This window comes from Dankookia sp. P2, assembly GCF_050632255.1.
Lineage (GTDB): Bacteria > Pseudomonadota > Alphaproteobacteria > Acetobacterales > Acetobacteraceae > Paracraurococcus.
This window is the reverse complement of sequence record NZ_CP192582.1, coordinates 1-16741: the sequence shown is the minus strand read 5'-3', so window position 1 is coordinate 16741 and position 16741 is coordinate 1. Positions and strand designations below refer to the sequence as shown.

The 16741-nt window shown below is 68.4% G+C and carries 11 protein-coding genes, 1 tRNA gene and 3 rRNA genes; 9 read left to right on the top strand and 6 right to left on the bottom strand.

Features of this window, described 5'->3' with window-relative positions:
* Positions 1 to 32: 32 nt before the first annotated feature.
* Positions 33 to 938 carry a glycoside hydrolase family 16 protein gene (locus tag ACQ86J_RS37935; protein WP_431272878.1) on the bottom strand — a complete coding sequence of 302 codons (906 nt, stop codon included), beginning with the start codon at positions 936 to 938 and terminating at the stop codon, positions 33 to 35.
* Complete coding sequence (locus ACQ86J_RS37930; RefSeq protein WP_431272877.1) at positions 938 to 3229, bottom strand: glycosyltransferase; 2292 nt, start codon at positions 3227 to 3229, stop codon at positions 938 to 940. Before ACQ86J_RS37930 ends, ACQ86J_RS37935 begins: the two co-directional genes overlap by 1 nt.
* A gap of 259 nt (positions 3230 to 3488) precedes the next feature.
* Between ACQ86J_RS37930 and ACQ86J_RS37925 the strand changes: the two genes are divergently transcribed.
* Positions 3489 to 4661, top strand: coding sequence for a glycosyl transferase family 1 (locus ACQ86J_RS37925; protein WP_431272876.1), 1173 nt, complete (start codon positions 3489 to 3491; stop codon positions 4659 to 4661).
* A 230-nt stretch (positions 4662 to 4891) separates the two neighbouring features.
* Here ACQ86J_RS37925 and ACQ86J_RS37920 read toward each other — a convergent pair whose 3' ends face one another.
* Complete coding sequence (locus ACQ86J_RS37920; RefSeq protein ID WP_431272875.1) at positions 4892 to 5932, bottom strand: hypothetical protein; 1041 nt, start codon at positions 5930 to 5932, stop codon at positions 4892 to 4894.
* Between the two features lie 100 nt (positions 5933 to 6032).
* Here ACQ86J_RS37920 and ACQ86J_RS37915 point away from each other — a divergent pair, with 100 nt between their 5' ends.
* The 3 genes from ACQ86J_RS37915 to ACQ86J_RS37905 all read left to right on the top strand — a co-directional run bounded on the left by ACQ86J_RS37915 (position 6033) and on the right by ACQ86J_RS37905 (position 8722).
* Positions 6033 to 6683, top strand: coding sequence for a PIN domain-containing protein (locus tag ACQ86J_RS37915; RefSeq protein WP_431272874.1), 651 nt, complete (start codon positions 6033 to 6035; stop codon positions 6681 to 6683).
* 611 nt (positions 6684 to 7294) lie between these two features.
* Positions 7295 to 7996: a helix-turn-helix domain-containing protein gene (locus tag ACQ86J_RS37910; protein ID WP_431272873.1), complete on the top strand. Its 702-nt coding sequence runs from the start codon at positions 7295 to 7297 to the stop codon at positions 7994 to 7996.
* Positions 7997 to 8188: 192 nt separating this feature from the next.
* On the top strand, positions 8189 to 8722 hold the full coding sequence (locus tag ACQ86J_RS37905) for a hypothetical protein (protein WP_431272872.1): 534 nt from the start codon (positions 8189 to 8191) through the stop codon (positions 8720 to 8722).
* A 104-nt stretch (positions 8723 to 8826) separates the two neighbouring features.
* Here the strand turns inward: ACQ86J_RS37905 and ACQ86J_RS37900 are convergent, their stop codons facing one another.
* The 3 genes from ACQ86J_RS37900 to ACQ86J_RS37890 all read right to left on the bottom strand — a co-directional run bounded on the left by ACQ86J_RS37900 (position 8827) and on the right by ACQ86J_RS37890 (position 10516).
* Positions 8827 to 9285: a GtrA family protein gene (locus ACQ86J_RS37900; protein ID WP_431272871.1), complete on the bottom strand. Its 459-nt coding sequence runs from the start codon at positions 9283 to 9285 to the stop codon at positions 8827 to 8829.
* 143 nt (positions 9286 to 9428) lie between these two features.
* A complete protein-coding gene (locus tag ACQ86J_RS37895; protein WP_431272870.1) occupies positions 9429 to 9836 on the bottom strand; it encodes a hypothetical protein in 408 nt (135 codons plus the stop codon).
* Entirely contained in the window at positions 9833 to 10516 is a 684-nt protein-coding gene (locus ACQ86J_RS37890) for an AAA family ATPase (protein ID WP_431272869.1), read from the bottom strand. The genes ACQ86J_RS37895 and ACQ86J_RS37890 overlap by 4 nt, the downstream gene beginning before the upstream one ends.
* Positions 10517 to 10629: 113 nt before the next feature.
* Between ACQ86J_RS37890 and ACQ86J_RS37885 the strand changes: the two genes are divergently transcribed.
* The 5 genes from ACQ86J_RS37885 (at position 10630) to ACQ86J_RS37865 (ending at position 16740) form a co-directional block, all read left to right on the top strand.
* Positions 10630 to 11160: a hypothetical protein gene (locus tag ACQ86J_RS37885; RefSeq protein WP_431272868.1), complete on the top strand. Its 531-nt coding sequence runs from the start codon at positions 10630 to 10632 to the stop codon at positions 11158 to 11160.
* A 680-nt stretch (positions 11161 to 11840) separates the two neighbouring features.
* A 16S ribosomal RNA gene (locus ACQ86J_RS37880) occupies positions 11841 to 13328 on the top strand.
* Positions 13329 to 13666: 338 nt separating this feature from the next.
* Positions 13667 to 16399, top strand: a 23S ribosomal RNA gene (locus ACQ86J_RS37875).
* Between the two features lie 104 nt (positions 16400 to 16503).
* Positions 16504 to 16617: ribosomal RNA gene (gene rrf / locus ACQ86J_RS37870) — 5S ribosomal RNA — on the top strand.
* Together the 16S, 23S and 5S rRNA genes with 1 tRNA gene alongside form the textbook arrangement of a ribosomal RNA operon.
* A gap of 46 nt (positions 16618 to 16663) precedes the next feature.
* Positions 16664 to 16740 (top strand) — tRNA-Met (locus ACQ86J_RS37865).
* The last annotated feature ends 1 nt before the right edge of the window (position 16741 follow it).

Sequence of the window (16741 nt, the reverse complement as noted above, 5' to 3'; positions counted from 1 at the left end):
GGGCCGCAGCCCGGTACCCCGTACGCCCGGCGCTACTGGTCCGCGTCGAAGCTCCAGGCGCGGATGTGGTCGATCAGCATGCGGGCCGGGAACACCGTGTCGGCATCCGGGGGACCCGGCCAGCTGCCGGCCCCGCCGACCGCGAGGTTGGCCAGCAGGAACATCGGCTTGTGCATGTCGGCCGGGGTCTGGAACCTGGCGATCTGCCGGCCGTCGAAGAAATGGAGGACCTCGTCGGCACGCCAGCTGACGCCATAGGTGTGGAAGTCGTTCGAAACATCGCCGACCGTCACGGCCAGTCCCTGCCGCGGCATGACCTTCGAGCGGATGTTGGCGTGCAGCTCCCCCGGCTTGTGGCCGAGCATCTCGACGACATCGATCTCCGGAGGCCAGCTGTTGTCGGCCGGCAGCAGCCAGAAGGCTGGCCAGAGGCCCCGGCCGCGCGGCAGCCGGGCGCGCATCTCGAAATAGCCGTAGCGTTGCGCGAAACCTCCCTTGCTGCTGATCATGCCGGAATTATGCGGCAGGCCCGCGCGGTTGGTGCCGGGTGAGGCGGTGATCTCCAGCACGCTCCGCTCGAGCCGGAAGGGATGCACGCCGACGCTCGCATCCGAGTAGTATTGCGCTTCCTTGTTGGCGGGGAGCGTCCGGCCATAGGGAAAGTTGGTGCGCCAACCCTGGAGGCCACTGACCGACCAGACGAAGCTCGAGAATTCCTCGGCAAAGGTCAGCGTCATGCCGGGACGGCTGGCACTGGCCGGGGCCTGCGACGGCGCCCATTGCGGCTGGATCGGCTGCAGGGGGGCCGCGGCTGCGGCGAGGCGGATGCCCGGGACCGCCAGCCCGGCCAGCGCCAGGGCAGCACGGCGCGAGCGCGGCGCCTCAGCGGGCCATGCGCTGCCGCGCTGCAGCCGGCTGTGGCGCGGACAGCGATCCATCAGACGCCCTCTGCCAGGGCGGCCTGGAGCCGCGTCTGCTGCATGGCGGGTGGCGCGGGCATGGCGTCCAGGCGGCCCGTCCTGAGATAGTCGAGCAGCCCGGCATGGCAGGCCGCCGCCGAGAAGCTGTCGCGCGCCACCTGCAGCGATGCCGCCGCCCGCCCGGCCCGCAGCGCCGGGTCGCCCAGCAGCGCGGCGACTTCGGCGGCGAATGCATCGGCCGCGTCGATCGGCCGCACGGCCGGGGCGCAGGCCTCCTGCACGCCCTGCAGCGTCACGCTCGTCGCCACCACCGCCTTGCCGTGGCTGAGCGCCTCGACAAGCTTGATCTTGAGGCCGGAGCCGACCAGCAGCGGCGAGACCACCACCGCCGCGTCGCGGTAATGCGGCGCCAGGTCCGGCACCAGGCCGAGGATGCGCACCGCCCTCGCCACCGCCTCCGGCAGCGCGCCGATGGCGCCGCCGACCTTGCCGACCACCCGGAGTTCCACCTGCGGCACCGCCCGGCGGACCCGCGGCAGCACCTCGCGCAGGAACCAGCGGAGGCCATCGACATTCGGCGCGGTGTCGCTGCCGACGAAGAGCAGCGAGGCGCCCTCCCCCGGCTGCGGCGCCGCCACCGGCTCGGCCGCGATCGGTGCGACGATCACCTGCCGCCCGGGCAGCGCCCGGGCGATGAAGGCGCCCTCCTCGCCCTGGATCGCCACCACCGCCTCGGCCGCGCCGAGCAGCCGCAACTCGCTCGCCTGGTCGATCAGCGCCACGGAATCCTGCGCGCCGACCCTGGCGAATTGCGCGGCGCGGCTGGAGAAGAGGTCGTGCATGACGACGATGCGCCGGGCCGCGGGGCTGAGCGCATAGGGGAAGGCCGGGGTCAGGAAGGCATAGTCGGCCACCACCACATCGGCGCCGCCGCGGATGCGGCCGGCGACGTGCAGGAAGTCCTCCGTCTGCCAGGGAACGGCGACGGAATAGGGCGCCTTCCGCACCAGCCCGCCCGGCAGGCCGGTCCCGGCCTTCCGCAGCAGCCTGTCGGCGATGCCGATCGCCGCGGCCGCCCAGGTCCTCGGGTCCCGGGCCACCAGGAAGCGCCCGAGCCGCCAGGCGCCGCGCATGGCGACGGAGCGGAAGACCGCCATCTCCGGCCGCAGCCGCAGCACCGGGGTGCGGCCGAAGCTGGCGGGGGACGGCCAGGTCAGGGTGCAGCTCGTGCCCCGCCCCGGCCATGGCCTGGCAGAGGTCGAGCAGATAGGCCGAGCTGCCGCTTTCCCGGCCGGTGACCCGGTTGCGGGAGACGACATGCACCCTGAGGCCCTTGCCGGGCGCCGGCGCCACCGACCTCGGCCGGGCGAGCAGCCGGGCCAGGCGGTCGTGCACCGGCAGGCGCAGCAGCGCCGCGCCGCGGGGACGCGGATGGCCTCGCGCAACGCGGCGGGCAGGTCCCGCGCCTTCAGCGCGGCGATGATCCCGTCATAGCCGAGGGCCGCCTCGATGCTGGCGCGGCGGGCGCGGAAGGCGGCCTCGGTCGCGGCGTCGCGCGGCCCAATCGCGGCGCGGAAGGCACTGTCGGACTCCAGCATGGCCAGCAGGTCGCCGCGGCGCAGGCGGTGCGAGGTCGAGGCGCTGTGCCGGCGGTAGAAATAGGTCAGGTCCGGCTGCAGCCGGAACCGCGCGCCCTGGGCCAGCAGCCGGGCGACCAGGTCGTAATCCTCGGCGATGCGCAGCGCGGGATCGTAGCGCACCCCGCTCTGCCGCAGCATCGCCGCGCGGAAGACCGGCTTGAGGTAGCCGAGCGCCGGCAACCGGCCGAACAGCGCATTGGCCCGTACGTACAAGGCCAGGTCTACCGTCGCCGGTAGCGCCAGGCGGCCGTGCAGCATCGGCCGCGGCGCGCTGCCATCCTCGAAGAAGGCCAGCATGTCGTCGGCGACGATGTCGCAGCCGTCCCGCCTGGCCGCGTCCAGCAACCGCTCCAGGCGCTCCGGGTGCATCAGGTCGTCGCTGTCCATGACCGCGATCCACTCGCCCCGCGCCGCGGCGAAGCCGCGGTTGCGCGCCGCGGCCGGGCCGCTGTTTGGCGCCGGCGGCAGCACCACCAGGCGCGGATCCCGGGCGGCGATGGCGCGGGCAATGGCCAGGCTGGCATCGGTCGAGCCGTCATCGGCCAGCACGACCTCGATCTTCGCCAGGCTCTGGCCGAGCGCCGAGCGGAGGGCATCGGCGAGGAAGGCCGCGCCGTTGTGGTTGGCCATCACCACGCTCACCCGCGGGCGCTCGTCGGACTGGCTCATGCTGGCTCCCGGCTGGTGTGGGCAGGATGCGGCGGACCGCCGTCCCCGCCATGCGGCCCGCAGGTCATGCCGCCGTCGCATGGCAGGGCATGGCCCGGAAGGACCTGGGCCGGATACCATGGCGGACGCGCGGACAGGCAGGGTATATCAACCCAAACTAGAAATCCGAGGATGGGATTACCGCTTCCATCCTCTAGCCGTCTGGCGAGATCGCCCGCCGGCCGTCCCGGCGATGCTGCCCGGAGCAGAGCGCCCCGCCATGCGCCTCGCCTACCTCGTCCATGACCTCGGCGACCCGGCCGTGGCCCGCCGCCTCGACATGCTGGCCCCTACCCTGAAGGACGCGGTGGTCATCGGCTTCCATCGTGCCGCCACCCCGCCGGCGACGGTGGCCGGCTGGCCGGCCGTCCCGCTCGGCCGGACCGAGGATGCGCGGCTCGGCCGCCGCATCCTCTCGGTCCTGCGGGCGCGGCTGCGGCTGGGCGAGATCGGCCGGCATGTCCGCGGCGCGACCGTGGTGATGTCGCGCCAGCTGGAGACGCTGGCCCTGGCCCGCGCCGCGCGCACCCGCTTCGCGCCGGGGGCGATGCTCGTGCAGGAATGCCTCGACGTGCACCGGCTGCTGGTCGGCGCGTCCCTGAAGAACGCGGCGCTGCGCCGGCTGGAAGGCTGGCTGCTGCGCGGCTGCGACCTGCTGCTGGTCAGCTCCCCGGCCTTCGTGCGGGAACACCTGGCGCCGGCGCATGGCGTCGCCCTGCCGCCGGTGATGCTGGTCGAGAACAAGGTGCTCGCCGCGGAGCTTTCCGGACAAGCCCCGCCGCCGGCCCGCGTGGCAGGGCCGCCCTGGCGGATCGGCTGGTACGGGGTGATCCGCTGCCGGCAGAGCCTGCTGCTGCTGGCCGCCCTGGTCCGCCAATTCCCCGGCCGGGTCGAGGTCGAGATCCGCGGCCGGCCCGCGCGCAACGTCATTCCCGATTTCGACGCGGTGGTGGCGGCGACGCCGGGACTCAGCTTCCTCGGCCCCTATGACCGCCGGCGCGACCTGCCGGCCATGTATGGCGGCGTCCATTTCGCCTGGGCGATCGACTACTACGAGGCGGGCGCCAATTCCGACTGGCTGCTGCCGAACCGGCTCTACGAGGGCAGCCTGCACGGCGCGGTGCCGATCACCCTGGCGCGCACCGAGACCGGGCGCTGGCTGGCCGGGCGCCTGGCCGGGGTGCTGCTGCAGGAGCCGCTCGAGGCGGCGCTGCCGGCCTATTTCGCAGGCCTCGACGCGGCGCGCTATTCCGCTGCTGCGGCGGCGATCGCGGCCATCCCGCGCGACGACCTGGTGGAGGACGGCACGGCGCTCGGCGCGGCGCTGCTGCGGCCGCAGGCGCCCGACCCCGTCGTGCCGCCGCCCGTCGCGGGCCGGCCGGTGCCGGCCTGAGGACGGGATTGAAGCGGCTCAATCCGGCTCAAATCCAATAATTCGGATTGAGGCCGGATCGGGCCCGCTCGCCGCTTCGCCAGGATATCCGCGGGCTTCGGCCTGCTCGGCTTCAGATCTTCAGGAATAAAAAATCTCAACCGGCCCTTTGGGCCCTGCGGGAAGTGCCGCGGGCAGGGCATTGCTCTTGACTATATTCCTATAGCGCTAAGTCCTTCCGGATGCCAGCCCTATCGGCCTCCTACAGCCCGAGCTTGCGGGTCGGCGTATCGGCCTCGAGCCGGGCGCGGCGGACATAGCGGCGCATCGAGGCCAGGTCGCGGTGCCGGGTACTGGCCCATGATCGCCTCGTCCGGCACGCCGGCGCGATAGGCCTCGGTGACGAAGCCGGCGCGCAGGCCGTGCGGGCTGATGGGTTCCAGCGCGGTGCCGGTGATGCCGGCCGCGGCGGCGCGGCGGCGGAGGATGAGGCGGATCGCCTCCCCCGACAGGCCGCAGGCCGGGTCGAGTCCGGCCCAGGGTGGCGATGCGGGCGGCGCCGGCTCGGCCCTGGTTGATGGCGCGCCAGACCGGGCCGTTGCCGAGCTTCGCGGCCCGCAGCCAAGCTTCCAGCGCCGCCACCGGGCAACTGGCCGCAGCCGTGCCGCGGGCGACGAAGATCGCCTCCCCGGCGCCCTCGACATCGGCCTTCGACCGCGGCAGCAGCAGCCGCACGCCGGTCGGCGAGAAGGCCAGGTGCTCGATCTGCAGGGCGGCAAGCTCGCCGCGGCGGAGCGCCGCGGCATAGCCGAGGAGCAGCAGCGCGCGGTCGCGCAGCGCGACGAGGAGTTGCCAGCGGATCCGCTTCGCCCGGGGCGGCGCAGGCGGCGGCGAGCGCCTTGACCTCGGCGGTGCAGAGCGCGGCGGCACGGCGCTGCGGCCGGCCGGTGCTGCGGGCGATGCCGCGCAGCGCTCTCGCGGATGGCGGGATGGCCGGCATCGAGCCGGTGGCCGGCGCTGCGATGCGCCCGGGCGATGGCGGCGAGGCGGCGGCGCAGCGTGGCGAGCGCCCTTCCGGCATCGGCGAGCGCGGCGAGATGCGCGCCGACGGTGGCCGGCGCGGCGGGCAGCGCGGCGGCGTGGCGCTCGGCGCACCAGTCGGCGAAGGCCTGCCAGTCGCGCCGGTAGCCGCGGAGGGTCTCGGCGGCGTCGGCGCTGCGGCGGTAGCGGGCGGCGGCGGCTTCGGCGGGGGCGAGGCTGCCGGGGGTGGGATTGGCGGGGACCAAGATCATGGCCTGGAATCTACCACGTATCGATCAGCCCGATGCGAGGCCGTTGCCACGCGGCATCCAGGGTGGATATACATTCATTATGTAGATGTAGGAGGTCGCCATGCAGGTCGGAAAATGGGGCAACAGCCTGGCGGTGCGGCTGCCGGCCGCCCTGGTCGAGGCGCTCGACCTCAAGGAAGGCGACGAGATCGAGATCGAGGTGGCCGACCCCCACCGCTTCCGCCTCGCCCGCGACACCAGGCGGGAGGAGGCGCTGGAGACCCTGCGGGGCCTCGGCTGGCACCTGCCGCCCGACTACCGCTTCGACCGCGAGGAGGCGAGATGGGCGCGGCGCATGAGCCTCGCCTTCCTCGACACCAACATCCTGGTCTACGCCGCCCTGCAGGCCGACCCCCGCGCGGAGGCGGCCCGGGCGCTGCTGGCGCGCGGCGGCGTGGTCAGCGTGCAGGTGCTGAACGAGTTCGTGGCCGTCGCCCGCCGCAAGCTGCGCCGCCCCTGGCCGGAGATCCACCAGGCCCTGGCCGCCATCCGCGCCTGCTGCCCCGCGCCGCGCCCGCTGACCCTGGCCATGCATGAGGCGGCTCTCGGCCTCGCCGAGCGCTACGGCTTTTCGATGTATGACGCGCTGATCGTCGCAGCGGCGCTTGAGGCCAGCTGCGAAACCCTGTTTTCCGAGGACATGCAGGCTGGCCAGGTGGTTGAGGGCCAGCAGGGAAGGCTCACCATCCGCAATCCCTTCGCCGCAGCCTGAGCCGCCGCGCATTTGCGGTAATCCATACTTACCGCAAGCGGGCAACGAAATCCCCCGAACCAAACAACCGAAGATGCCAAAAGCTTTCGAACCAAATGCCAAGCCGCTGAAAAAACCATATAATTAGCCATGCCGATCCCGCCGGACGATCCCCCTTTCGAAGCGCCCGCCGCCGAGGAGCCCTGGCGTCCGGTCTGGGAGGAGGAGGTGACCGAGGACGGCCGGCCGCCTTGGGCCAGGAGCGGCCCGGCCCGGCCCCGGCCGGCGCCCGACTGGCCCGCCCTGGCCATCCCGCTTGCTGCGGCCGAGGATGCCCTCTCCCGCCTCGATGCCGGGGCCGAGGCCGCCTCCCCTGCGGTGCGGGAGGGGCTGGTGGCACGCCTGGCCTTCGCCGAGGCCGCCGGCTGGCTGGCCAGCGCTGCCGACCGCGCCTGGATCCACCCGCGCGACCTTGCTTTGGCGGAGGCCGGGCTGCTCGGCGATTTCGCCGCCGCCGCGCTCGGCGGCCGCGGCGCCGCCGCCCTGCCGGCCACCGCCGGGGGCTCGGCGGCCCAGGCCGGGCCGGCGCCATCCTGGCGGCCGAGGCCGACCGGCTGCCCGATGGCGCCACCTTGGCTCGAGGTCTGGCGCTGGCCCGGGCGCTGCGCCGGCTGGCGAGCCTGTCGGGCGGCGATCCCCTCGCCACCCCCGCCGGCCTGCTGCAGCCGCTGCTGCCGGCGGATGCGCCGCCGCTGCGGCTGCGGCCGGAGCCCCTGGCCGCCTGGCGGCAGGCGGCGCTCGATCCCGGCCTGCCGCCGCTGCTCGCCAGCGGACTGGCCGCCGCCGGCTGGATGCGGGCCGGCGCGATCGAAGACGCGGCGGGGCAGCCCGACCCGGCCCAGGCCCTGCTGCTGGCCGCGGCGGTGCTGCGGCGGCGGGGCCGGCTGCGCGCCATCCCCCTGCCCGTCTGGTCCGGGGTCTGGGCGGCCGGTGGCGGCCGGCCGGCGGTGCTGCCGCTGCAGGACCCCCGCGCCTGGCCGGCGGCCTTCCTCGGGCGGGTGGCGGCGGCGGCACAGCGGGGGCTCGGCAAGCTGGCCCGGCTGCGCGATGCCGAAGCCACCGCCGCCGGCCTGGCGGCGGCGGGACGCCGCAGCCTGTTGCCGGCCGCCGCCGAGGCGGCGTTGCGGATGCCAGCGGTCACCGCGCGGGGGCTGGCCCGGCAACTCGGCATCACGCCGCAGGGGGCCTTGCAACTTATCAACCGTATGGTGATTGCAGGCGTGGTACGAGAAGCCACGGGGCGACGCAGCTTCCGGGCTTATGTGATCGGCTGAGTATTGGTAGTAATGGGGCTGTATCCCGTAGGTCGGTCTCCCCACTTGCTGCGCCAAGCCGGTTCGCGCCGCGCCTTTTTACGATAGTTTGAGAGTTGTCTCTTGCACCTCAGTCCTGAAGAAATCGCGGCCGCCGAAGCCTGCGGCGTCAGCTTCCTTCCCGCTTCCGATGCGCAGGTCCAGCGCCTGGCCATGCAGCGCAAGGTCTTCTACCGGGCCGGTGCGGCGATCCTGGCAACCCGCGGCGACGGCCTGTTCGAGACGGCCGGCACGCTGCAGCAGTTGATCGAGGAAGGCCGCCAGCAGCAACGCGACCTGTCGAAATGGCTGGAGGCGTCGGAGCCCGCGGCGGTGACGGTGCCTGAGGCGGCCCCGAAGCCGGAGGTGGACGGGGCGGCGTCAGCGGTGCCGGCAGCCTTGCCCGAGCCCGAGCCCGAGCCCGAGCCCGAGCCCGAGCCCGTCGCGGCCGAGCCCGCGGCCACTCCGCCGAAGCGCCAGCGGCAAAGGCGGCGGCGCACCGATCTGGCCAGTCCGGAACCGGATGCCTCGGCCGAGGCCCCGGTCGAAGCCGCGCCTTCGCAGGATGTGGAGACGAGGGCTGAAGTGACGGGATCCGGGGCGCGGCCTTGCCGCCTGCCCTGTCGCGCGCCCCGGGTCGGACCGCGGCGCGGGCGCCGGCGGTTGCGGCGGAAACCCCGGGCCAGGATCGCGGCAAACGTTGGCTGATGGCCGGCGCGGCGCGGCGCGGGCGCGCCGGCAAGCACTGGAGCACGCGGCAGCGGTAGAGCCGGTGGCGGGAGGGCGTGCATGCTCGGACGCCTGCAGTTGCTTTAGGGACCGGCGGCTGCCTGGGCGCGGGAGGCGGCGAAGACGATGCGCCGCGACAGCAGGAAATTGCCGGCCAGGCCGGCGATCGATCCCGCCGCAACGCCCAGGGCCGGATAGGCCCGGACCAGGGGCAGGCTGCCGAGCAGGGCCGCATAGGTCCCGTAGTTGATGGCGAAGCCGATCAGATTGACCAGCAGGAACAGCAGCCACTGCCGGCTGGCGGAAGCAGGCTTCCCGCGGTGCCGGAAGGTCCAGTGGCGGTTGAGCGCCCAGGTCGCGGTGGCGGCCGCGAGATAGGACAGGACACGGCCGCCATAAGGACCTGCACCAGCCGCCATCGCACCGGTCAGCACGGCGACATCGACCAGGAAGCCGGCAGTGCCCACGACACCGAAGCGTAGGAATTCGCCGAGCAGGCGGGACAGGCCCGGCTTGAGCCAGGCAACGGGCGGAGCAGCCATGATGGGTCTTCTGATCCCGGAGATGCATGCGGAGCGCTGCACCCTACAGGCAAAGACCACGATCGCCCGCCCCACCCGGATGCCGGGGCGCGGCCCGATGGCCAGACTGGCTCAGGCTGCGCCGGACGCCGGGGTTGGAGGTTTCAGGGAAGCCATTGGATAGCTGTCCGGTAGCTATTGGCTTCCCGCCCGCTTCGATCCCGCGCCAAAGCCGCGACGGCGCGGGCGAAGACGTCGCCCAGCACCCAGCCCTCCGCATCGGCGATGGCGTAGAAGGCCTCGGCATCCTGCGCCCGCACCTTCAGGTTCAGCTGCTGGTTCCGGCCGGTGCGGTAGCGCCGCTGCTCGCGCCGTTCCCCTGCCGGCGCCGCGGGCGGTCCCTTCGCCGGCCGGCCGGCCCGGGCCGGCGCCGGCCCGCGGCTGCGGAAGCCGGCCTCCTCGGCCACCGCCTTCACCTGCTCGGCCCGGGCGGGAGGCTTCGGCGCGAAGCCGCTGACATCAAGCTCGTCCTCGAAGAGCCCGGCCCGGTTGTTGCTCCGCTGGTCGTTCATGCGGCCTCCGCCGGCTGGGCCTGGCGCAGCATCGCCACCACCTCGGCGGCGAAGGCCCGGGCATTCCTCATGGCGCCGTCGAGGCCGCCGACCTGGCCGGCATTGAGCCCGTCGATCGTGCCGCCGAAGCTGAAGATGGCACGGAAGGCCTCGCGCTCCTGCATCTGAGTCTGCAGCGAGGGCACGCCATGCGCCTCGAACTCGCCGCGGATGTGCTGCAGCGTGCGCGGCTTGATGGCGGCGCTGGTGCGGGTGAAGAGCACGGCATGCGGGATTTGCCGGGCGAAGGCCTTCTCCTGCTGGCGGATCAGCTTCACCGCCTTGGCGGCCTCCGCCGCGTCGAGCTGGCTGCCCTGGGAGGGAATGACGACCAGGTCGGCCCGGCTGATGGCATAGGCCACGGTCAGGCTTGCGGTGCCCTCGAGGTCGACGATGACGAAAGGGACGCGGGCGGCGGCGGCTTCGATCGCGTCGATCACCGTCTCCTCGGTGACATCGGCGACGACCTCGAGCCCCTCCGGCCGGCCGGGGCGGCGGGCCCAGGCGGAGACCGGGCGGTTGGGGTCGGCGTCGATGATGGTGACGGCTGCGCCGCGGCGGGCGAGCTCGCAGGCCAGGACGACGGCGGAGGTGGATTTGCCGGCCCCTCCCTTGGGGCTGGCGAAGACGATGGTGGGCATCGGGACGGTTCCCCCGGACGAGCGGAGCAGCAACGATAACAGAAAGCTATCCGATAGGAAACGGATAGCTATCAGATATCCAAAAGCGGCTCAAGATAGCTATCTGGTAGCCAATGTCTATCAAGTTCTTCTGGGAGAGCCAAGCGGAGGAGGCCGTCGGCATGGCCCGCGGCAACATCGTCGGGCAGGGCCTGTTCTTTGGCGAGGTGGCGCGGGCCGGGGAGGCCTCGCTCCTCGAGGACCGGGTGATGCTCGGCGAGATGTTCTGCCGTGAGATCACGGAGCACGGGGTCCCGCTGCCGGACCGGGCGATCCGCCAAGCTTGCGCGACCGCTCGATGCCTATGTCTGGCTGGCCTGCAAGCTGCACGTGATGCAGGAACGGACGCCGCTGCGCTGGCCGGCGCCGGCTTCGCCAGCATCAAGGATTTCCGCCCCTTGATTCCTGGATGCGCCAGCGGCGACGCTGGAGAAGAGGAGGTTGCGCTGCACCCCTCGCCGCCGCCGATCCCCTACCGGAGCGGCAGCCAGTCACTGCGGTTCCCGGTTGGTTGGCCCCATACCCCGGGCGGGGCCGGCCGTGGACTTCGGCGGCGGGCAATCTGGCTGGTTAACCCACGGGATAACCGCCCGGCCGGGGGTTAAGAACCCTTGCGGCCAGGGAATACCTGATCGCGCGGAAGTGCCGCTTGCGTTCCAGCAGCAGAGGGCTAATTTGTGCACCGCAGCAAAGCGGTTCGCCGCCTGCTGCTTTCTTGGACGTTTCCTCCCCTAAACTCGGCGGCACCCCAGGGTGCCGCCCTTTTCGGCGGAAGCGCTAGGGAAGAGGCTGTGAAGCGGCATCGGCCATCCGGGGTTTTCGGCCCGGGACAGCAGGATGAAGTTTCTTGAAAATAGGGTGTTGACGCTGGGGCATCCTGGCGTCATAAGCCGCCCCCCGCAGACAGGCGGTCTTGCCTCATCTGGTCAGCCAGAGACGCCAACGGCGTTGACGGTCTTGCCGGAAGATAAAGGACCAAGTTGTTCGCGGTTCTTGTCTTACTGCCCTCGGGCAGATGTTCTTTCTTCCTGCAGAAATGCAGGGGCCTCTTGCTTCGGTCTGCTTCGTCGGTTATACGACGTTCAGCCGGTTCAAACGGTCCTGATCTTTGACAATCGCATCGGTCTTTTGGAAGCAAGTACGCTGACAGCGTGCTGCCGGTGATCCCTTCGCGGGGTCGGCTGGTGGTGTTGGCTGGCAGTGGTGCTTAGTACATCGAGAGTGGTGAGCGGAGCCTGATCGAAAAGGCGTCCGCGTGATGAGGCTTCGGCCTGATCGCGTTGATGAACCTGAGAGTTTGATCCTGGCTCAGAGCGAACGCTGGCAGCATGCTTAACACATGCAAGTCGCACGGGCAGCAATGTCAGTGGCGGACGGGTGAGTATCGCGTAGGAATGTATCCTGAGGTGGGGGACAACCCTGGGAAACTGGGGCTAATACCGCACATCTGCTGAGGCAGAAAGCCGCAAGGCGCCTTGGGAGCAGCCTGCGTCCGATTAGGTAGTTGGTGGGGTAAAGGCCTACCAAGCCTCGCGATCGGTAGCTGGTCTGAGAGGACGATCAGCCACACTGGGACTGAGACACGGCCCAGACTCCTACGGGAGGCAGCAGTGGGGAATATTGGACAATGGGCGAAAGCCTGATCCAGCAATGCCGCGTGGGTGAAGAAGGTCTTCGGATTGTAAAGCCCTTTCGACGGGGACGATGATGACGGTACCCGTAGAAGAAGCCCCGGCTAACTTCGTGCCAGCAGCCGCGGTAATACGAAGGGGCTAGCGTTGCTCGGGATTACTGGGCGTAAAGGGCGCGTAGGCGGCACTGTTAGTCAGGCGTGAAATTCCTGGGCTCAACCTGGGGACTGCGCTTGATACGGCAGAGCTAGAGGATGGAAGAGGCTCGCGGGATTCCCAGTGTAGAGGTGAAAATTCGTAGATATTGGGAAGAACACCGGTGGCGAAGGCGGCGAGCTGGTCCATTACTGACGCTGAGGCGCGACAGCGTGGGGAGCAAACAGGATTAGATACCCTGGTAGTCCACGCCGTAAACGATGTGCGCTGGATGTTGGGTGGCCTAGCCACTCAGTGTCGTAGCTAACGCGGTAAGCGCACCGCCTGGGGAGTACGGCCGCAAGGTTGAAACTCAAAGAGATTGACGGGGGCCCGCACAAGCGGTGGAGCATGTGGTTTAATTCGAAGCAACGCGCAGAACCTTACCAGCCCTTGACATGGGTCGGACCGGCGCAGAGATGCGCTTTCCCCGCAAGGGGCCGACTGCACAGGTGCTGCATGGCTGTCGTCAGCTCGTGTCGTGAGATGTTGGGTTAAGTCCCGCAACGAGCGCAACCCTCGCCTTTAGTTGCCAGCATGTTTGGGTGGGCACTCTAGAGGAACTGCCGGTGACAAGCCGGAGGAAGGTGGGGATGACGTCAAGTCCTCATGGCCCTTATGGGCTGGGCTACACACGTGCTACAATGGCGGTGACAGTGGGACGCCAGGTCGCAAGGCCGAGCCGATCCCCAAAAGCCGTCTCAGTTCGGATTGCACTCTGCAACTCGGGTGCATGAAGGTGGAATCGCTAGTAATCGTGGATCAGCACGCCACGGTGAATACGTTCCCGGGCCTTGTACACACCGCCCGTCACACCATGGGAGTTGGTTCTACCTTAAGTCGCTGCGGTAACCGCAAGGAGCTAGGCGACCACGGTAGGGTCAGTGACTGGGGTGAAGTCGTAACAAGGTAGCCGTAGGGGAACCTGCGGCTGGATCACCTCCTTTCAAGGATAGTGCGTGACGCTGGGTGCGGATGTACCCTGGTTGCGACCTACCTGAACAAGACTACCTGCCGGATCATCCGGCTCCGCTCTCCTCTCTCGATGTCCTGCAAGGCCGCCCCTCGGGCGGCCGGACATCGGGCTGGCCTCGGCCGGGACCTCTGGTCCCCAGCTGGGCCGCTTCCAAGAGACCCCTCGGCCGAGGCTTGTTCTCGCTGGGGTTGATCTTTGACAGGTGAATCTGGGAATGGAAGTGTAGTTGGTAAGCGTGAGCTTGCTGTCTATGCGTCATGGGCTTGATGCGCGGTTTGGTACTGCGTGCGGGCGTTGTGGTGATTGGATGGTGAGTGAGACAAGGGCGTTCGGTGGATGCCTTGGCGCCAAGAGGCGATGAAGGACGTGGCACGCTGCGAAAAGCCGCGGGGAGATGCGAGCGATCGTTGATCCGCGGATGTCCGAATGGGGAAACCCCTCCTTAGGGAGATCCCGCACTGAATACATAGGTGTGGGAGGCGAACCCGGGGAACTGAAACATCTCAGTACCTGGAGGAAAAGACATCAAGTGAGATTCCGCGAGTAGTGGCGAGCGAAAGCGGAGCAGGCCAGTGGTTGCTGCAAGTTAAGCCAAACGGTCTGGAAAGGCCGGCCAGAGTGGGTGATAGCCCCGTAGGCGTATGGCTTGTGGCGATCCTTGAGTAGGGCGGGGCACGTGAAACCCTGTCTGAACATGGGGGGACCACCCTCCAAGCCTAAATACTCCTTGGCGACCGATAGTGCACAAGTACCGTGAGGAAAGGTGAAAAGCACCCCGACGAGGGGAGTGAAAGAGACCTGAAACCGAGCGCCTACAAGCAGTCGGAGCCCGCAAGGGGTGACGGCGTACCTTTTGTATAATGGGTCCGCGAGTTTCTGTTGGCAGCAAGCTTAAGCCGAGAGGTGTAGGCGCAGCGAAAGCGAGTCCGAACAGGGCGTCGAGTTGCCGGTAGAAGACCCGAAACCGAGTGATCTAGCCATGGCCAGGCTGAAGGTGCGGTAACACGCACTGGAGGGCCGAACCCACGCCTGTTGAAAAAGTCGGGGATGAAGCTGTGGCTAGGGGTGAAAGGCCAATCAAACTCGGAAATAGCTGGTTCTCCGCGAAATCTATTGAGGTAGATCGTCGCTCGATTACCGCCGGAGGTAGAGCACCGGAAGGGCTAGGGGACCCAAAGTCCTACCAAACCCTACCGAACTCCGAATGCCGGCGAGTACAGGGCGGCAGACAGACAGCGGGTGCTAAGGTCCGTTGTCGAGAGGGAAACAGCCCAGACCACCAGCTAAGGCCCCCAAATGATGGCTAAGTGGGAAAGCATGTAGGACGGCCATAACAACCAGGAGGTTGGCTTAGAAGCAGCCATCCTTTAAAGAAAGCGTAATAGCTCACTGGTCTAATAGCTGTCCCGCGGCGAAAATGTAACGGGGCTCAAGCCATCTGCCGAAGCTGTGGATGCACGAAAGTGCGTGGTAGCGGAGCGTTCCCTAAGCCTGCGAAGCGGGACCCGCGAGGGCCCGTGGAGGTATGGGAAGTGCGAATGCGGACATGAGTAGCGACAAAGCGGGTGAGAAACCCGCTCGCCGAAAGTCCAAGGGTTCCTGCGCAAGGTTAATCCGCGCAGGGTGAGTCGGCCCCTAAGGCGAGGGCGACAGCCGTAGCCGATGGAAACCAGGTCAAGATTCCTGGGCCCGCCAGAAGTGACAGCCGTGAAGTTCTGTTATCCCTTATCGGATTGGGGTGGCAGTTGGATCGGCTCGGGAAATAGCTCTGGCATATGGACCGTACCCGAAACCGACACAGGTGGACTGGTAGAGTATACCAAGGCGCTTGAGAGAACGATGCTGAAGGAACTAGGCAAATTGCTCGCGTAACTTCGGGATAAGCGAGACCCTTCTCTGCGCAAGCAGGGTGGGGTGACACAAACCAGGGGGTGGCGACTGTTTAGTAAAAACACAGGGCTCTGCGAAATCGAGAGATGACGTATAGGGTCTGACGCCTGCCCGGTGCCGGAAGGTTAAGGGGAGATGTGCAAGCATCGAACCGAAGCCCCGGTAAACGGCGGCCGTAACTATAACGGTCCTAAGGTAGCGAAATTCCTTGTCGGGTAAGTTCCGACCTGCACGAATGGCGTAACGACCTCCCCACTGTCTCCAGCATCGGCTCAGCGAAATTGAACTCCCCGTGAAGATGCGGGGTACCCGCGGTCAGACGGAAAGACCCTATGAACCTTTACTGCAACTTCGCAGTGGCGCCAGGAAGGGACTGTGTAGGATAGGTGGGAGGCATCGAAGCCGGGGCGCCAGCCTTGGTGGAGCCAACCTTGAAATACCACCCTGTGCCTTTCTGGCGTCTAACTGAGCCCCGTAAGCCGGGGCCAGGACCCTGCGTGGTGGGCAGTTTGACTGGGGCGGTCGCCTCCCAAATGGTAACGGAGGCGCGCGATGGTGGGCTCAAGCCGGTCGGACATCGGCTGTTGAGTGCAAAGGCATAAGCCCGCCTGACTGTGAGCGCGACAGCGCGAACAGAGACGAAAGTCGGCCTTAGTGATCCGGTGGTCCCGCGTGGAAGGGCCATCGCTCAACGGATAAAAGGTACTCTAGGGATAACAGGCTGATCTCCCCCAAGAGTCCACATCGACGGGGAGGTTTGGCACCTCGATGTCGGCTCATCGCATCCCGGGGCTGGAGCAGGTCCCAAGGGTTCGGCTGTTCGCCGATTAAAGCGGTACGTGGCTGGGTTTAGAACGTCGTGAGACAGTTCGGTCCCTATCTGCCGTGGGTGTAGGAGACTTGCGAGGATCTGTCCCTAGTACGAGAGGACCGGGATGGACGTACCTCTGGTGTACCAGTTGTTCCGCCAGGAGCATCGCTGGGTAGCTAAGTGCGGACGGGATAACTGCTGAAGGCATCTAAGCAGGAAACCCCCCTCTAAACGAGGTCTCCCTCGAGGGCCGTGCCAGACCAGCACGTTGATAGGCCGCAGGTGGAAGCCGGGTAACCGGTGCAGCCGAGCGGTCCTAATCGCCCGATAGAACTCCCATCACACCGCAACGCAACGCCGTCCCACAAAGACGGCACCGCACGCAGCACCAAGCCGCGCCTTGCCCAACACGCACTTCCATTCCCCCAAGGATCCGGCCGGGTGGCCCGGTGGTCATCGCAAGGTTGATACACCCGATCCCATCCGAACTCGGCCGTGAAACACCTCAGCGCCCATGGTACTGTTGCTCAAGCAACGGGAGAGTCGGTCGCCGCCGGGCCACCCAGCCAGGATCCTCACCATTCACCTCTCAACATACTCACCCACGCGGGGTGGAGCAGCCCGGTAGCTCGTCAGGCTCATAACCTGAAGGTCACAGGTTCAAATCCTGTCCCCGCATCCAA

Bases quoted from the DNA above. Each gene is read 5' to 3' on its own strand.
- ACQ86J_RS37915 (WP_431272874.1), top strand. From the start codon at position 6,033: ATGCAGGTCGGAAAATGGGGCAACAGCCTGGCGGTGCGGCTGCCGGCC.
- ACQ86J_RS37935 (WP_431272878.1), bottom strand. From the start codon at position 938: ATGGATCGCTGTCCGCGCCACAGCCGGCTGCAGCGCGGCAGCGCATGG.
- ACQ86J_RS37895 (WP_431272870.1), bottom strand. From the start codon at position 9,836: ATGAACGACCAGCGGAGCAACAACCGGGCCGGGCTCTTCGAGGACGAG.
- ACQ86J_RS37890 (WP_431272869.1), bottom strand. From the start codon at position 10,516: ATGCCCACCATCGTCTTCGCCAGCCCCAAGGGAGGGGCCGGCAAATCC.
- ACQ86J_RS37925 (WP_431272876.1), top strand. From the start codon at position 3,489: ATGCGCCTCGCCTACCTCGTCCATGACCTCGGCGACCCGGCCGTGGCC.
- ACQ86J_RS37885 (WP_431272868.1), top strand. From the start codon at position 10,630: ATGTCTATCAAGTTCTTCTGGGAGAGCCAAGCGGAGGAGGCCGTCGGC.
- ACQ86J_RS37920 (WP_431272875.1), bottom strand. From the start codon at position 5,932: ATGATCTTGGTCCCCGCCAATCCCACCCCCGGCAGCCTCGCCCCCGCC.
- ACQ86J_RS37900 (WP_431272871.1), bottom strand. From the start codon at position 9,285: ATGGCTGCTCCGCCCGTTGCCTGGCTCAAGCCGGGCCTGTCCCGCCTG.
- ACQ86J_RS37930 (WP_431272877.1), bottom strand. From the start codon at position 3,229: ATGAGCCAGTCCGACGAGCGCCCGCGGGTGAGCGTGGTGATGGCCAAC.
- ACQ86J_RS37905 (WP_431272872.1), top strand. From the start codon at position 8,189: ATGCAGCGCAAGGTCTTCTACCGGGCCGGTGCGGCGATCCTGGCAACC.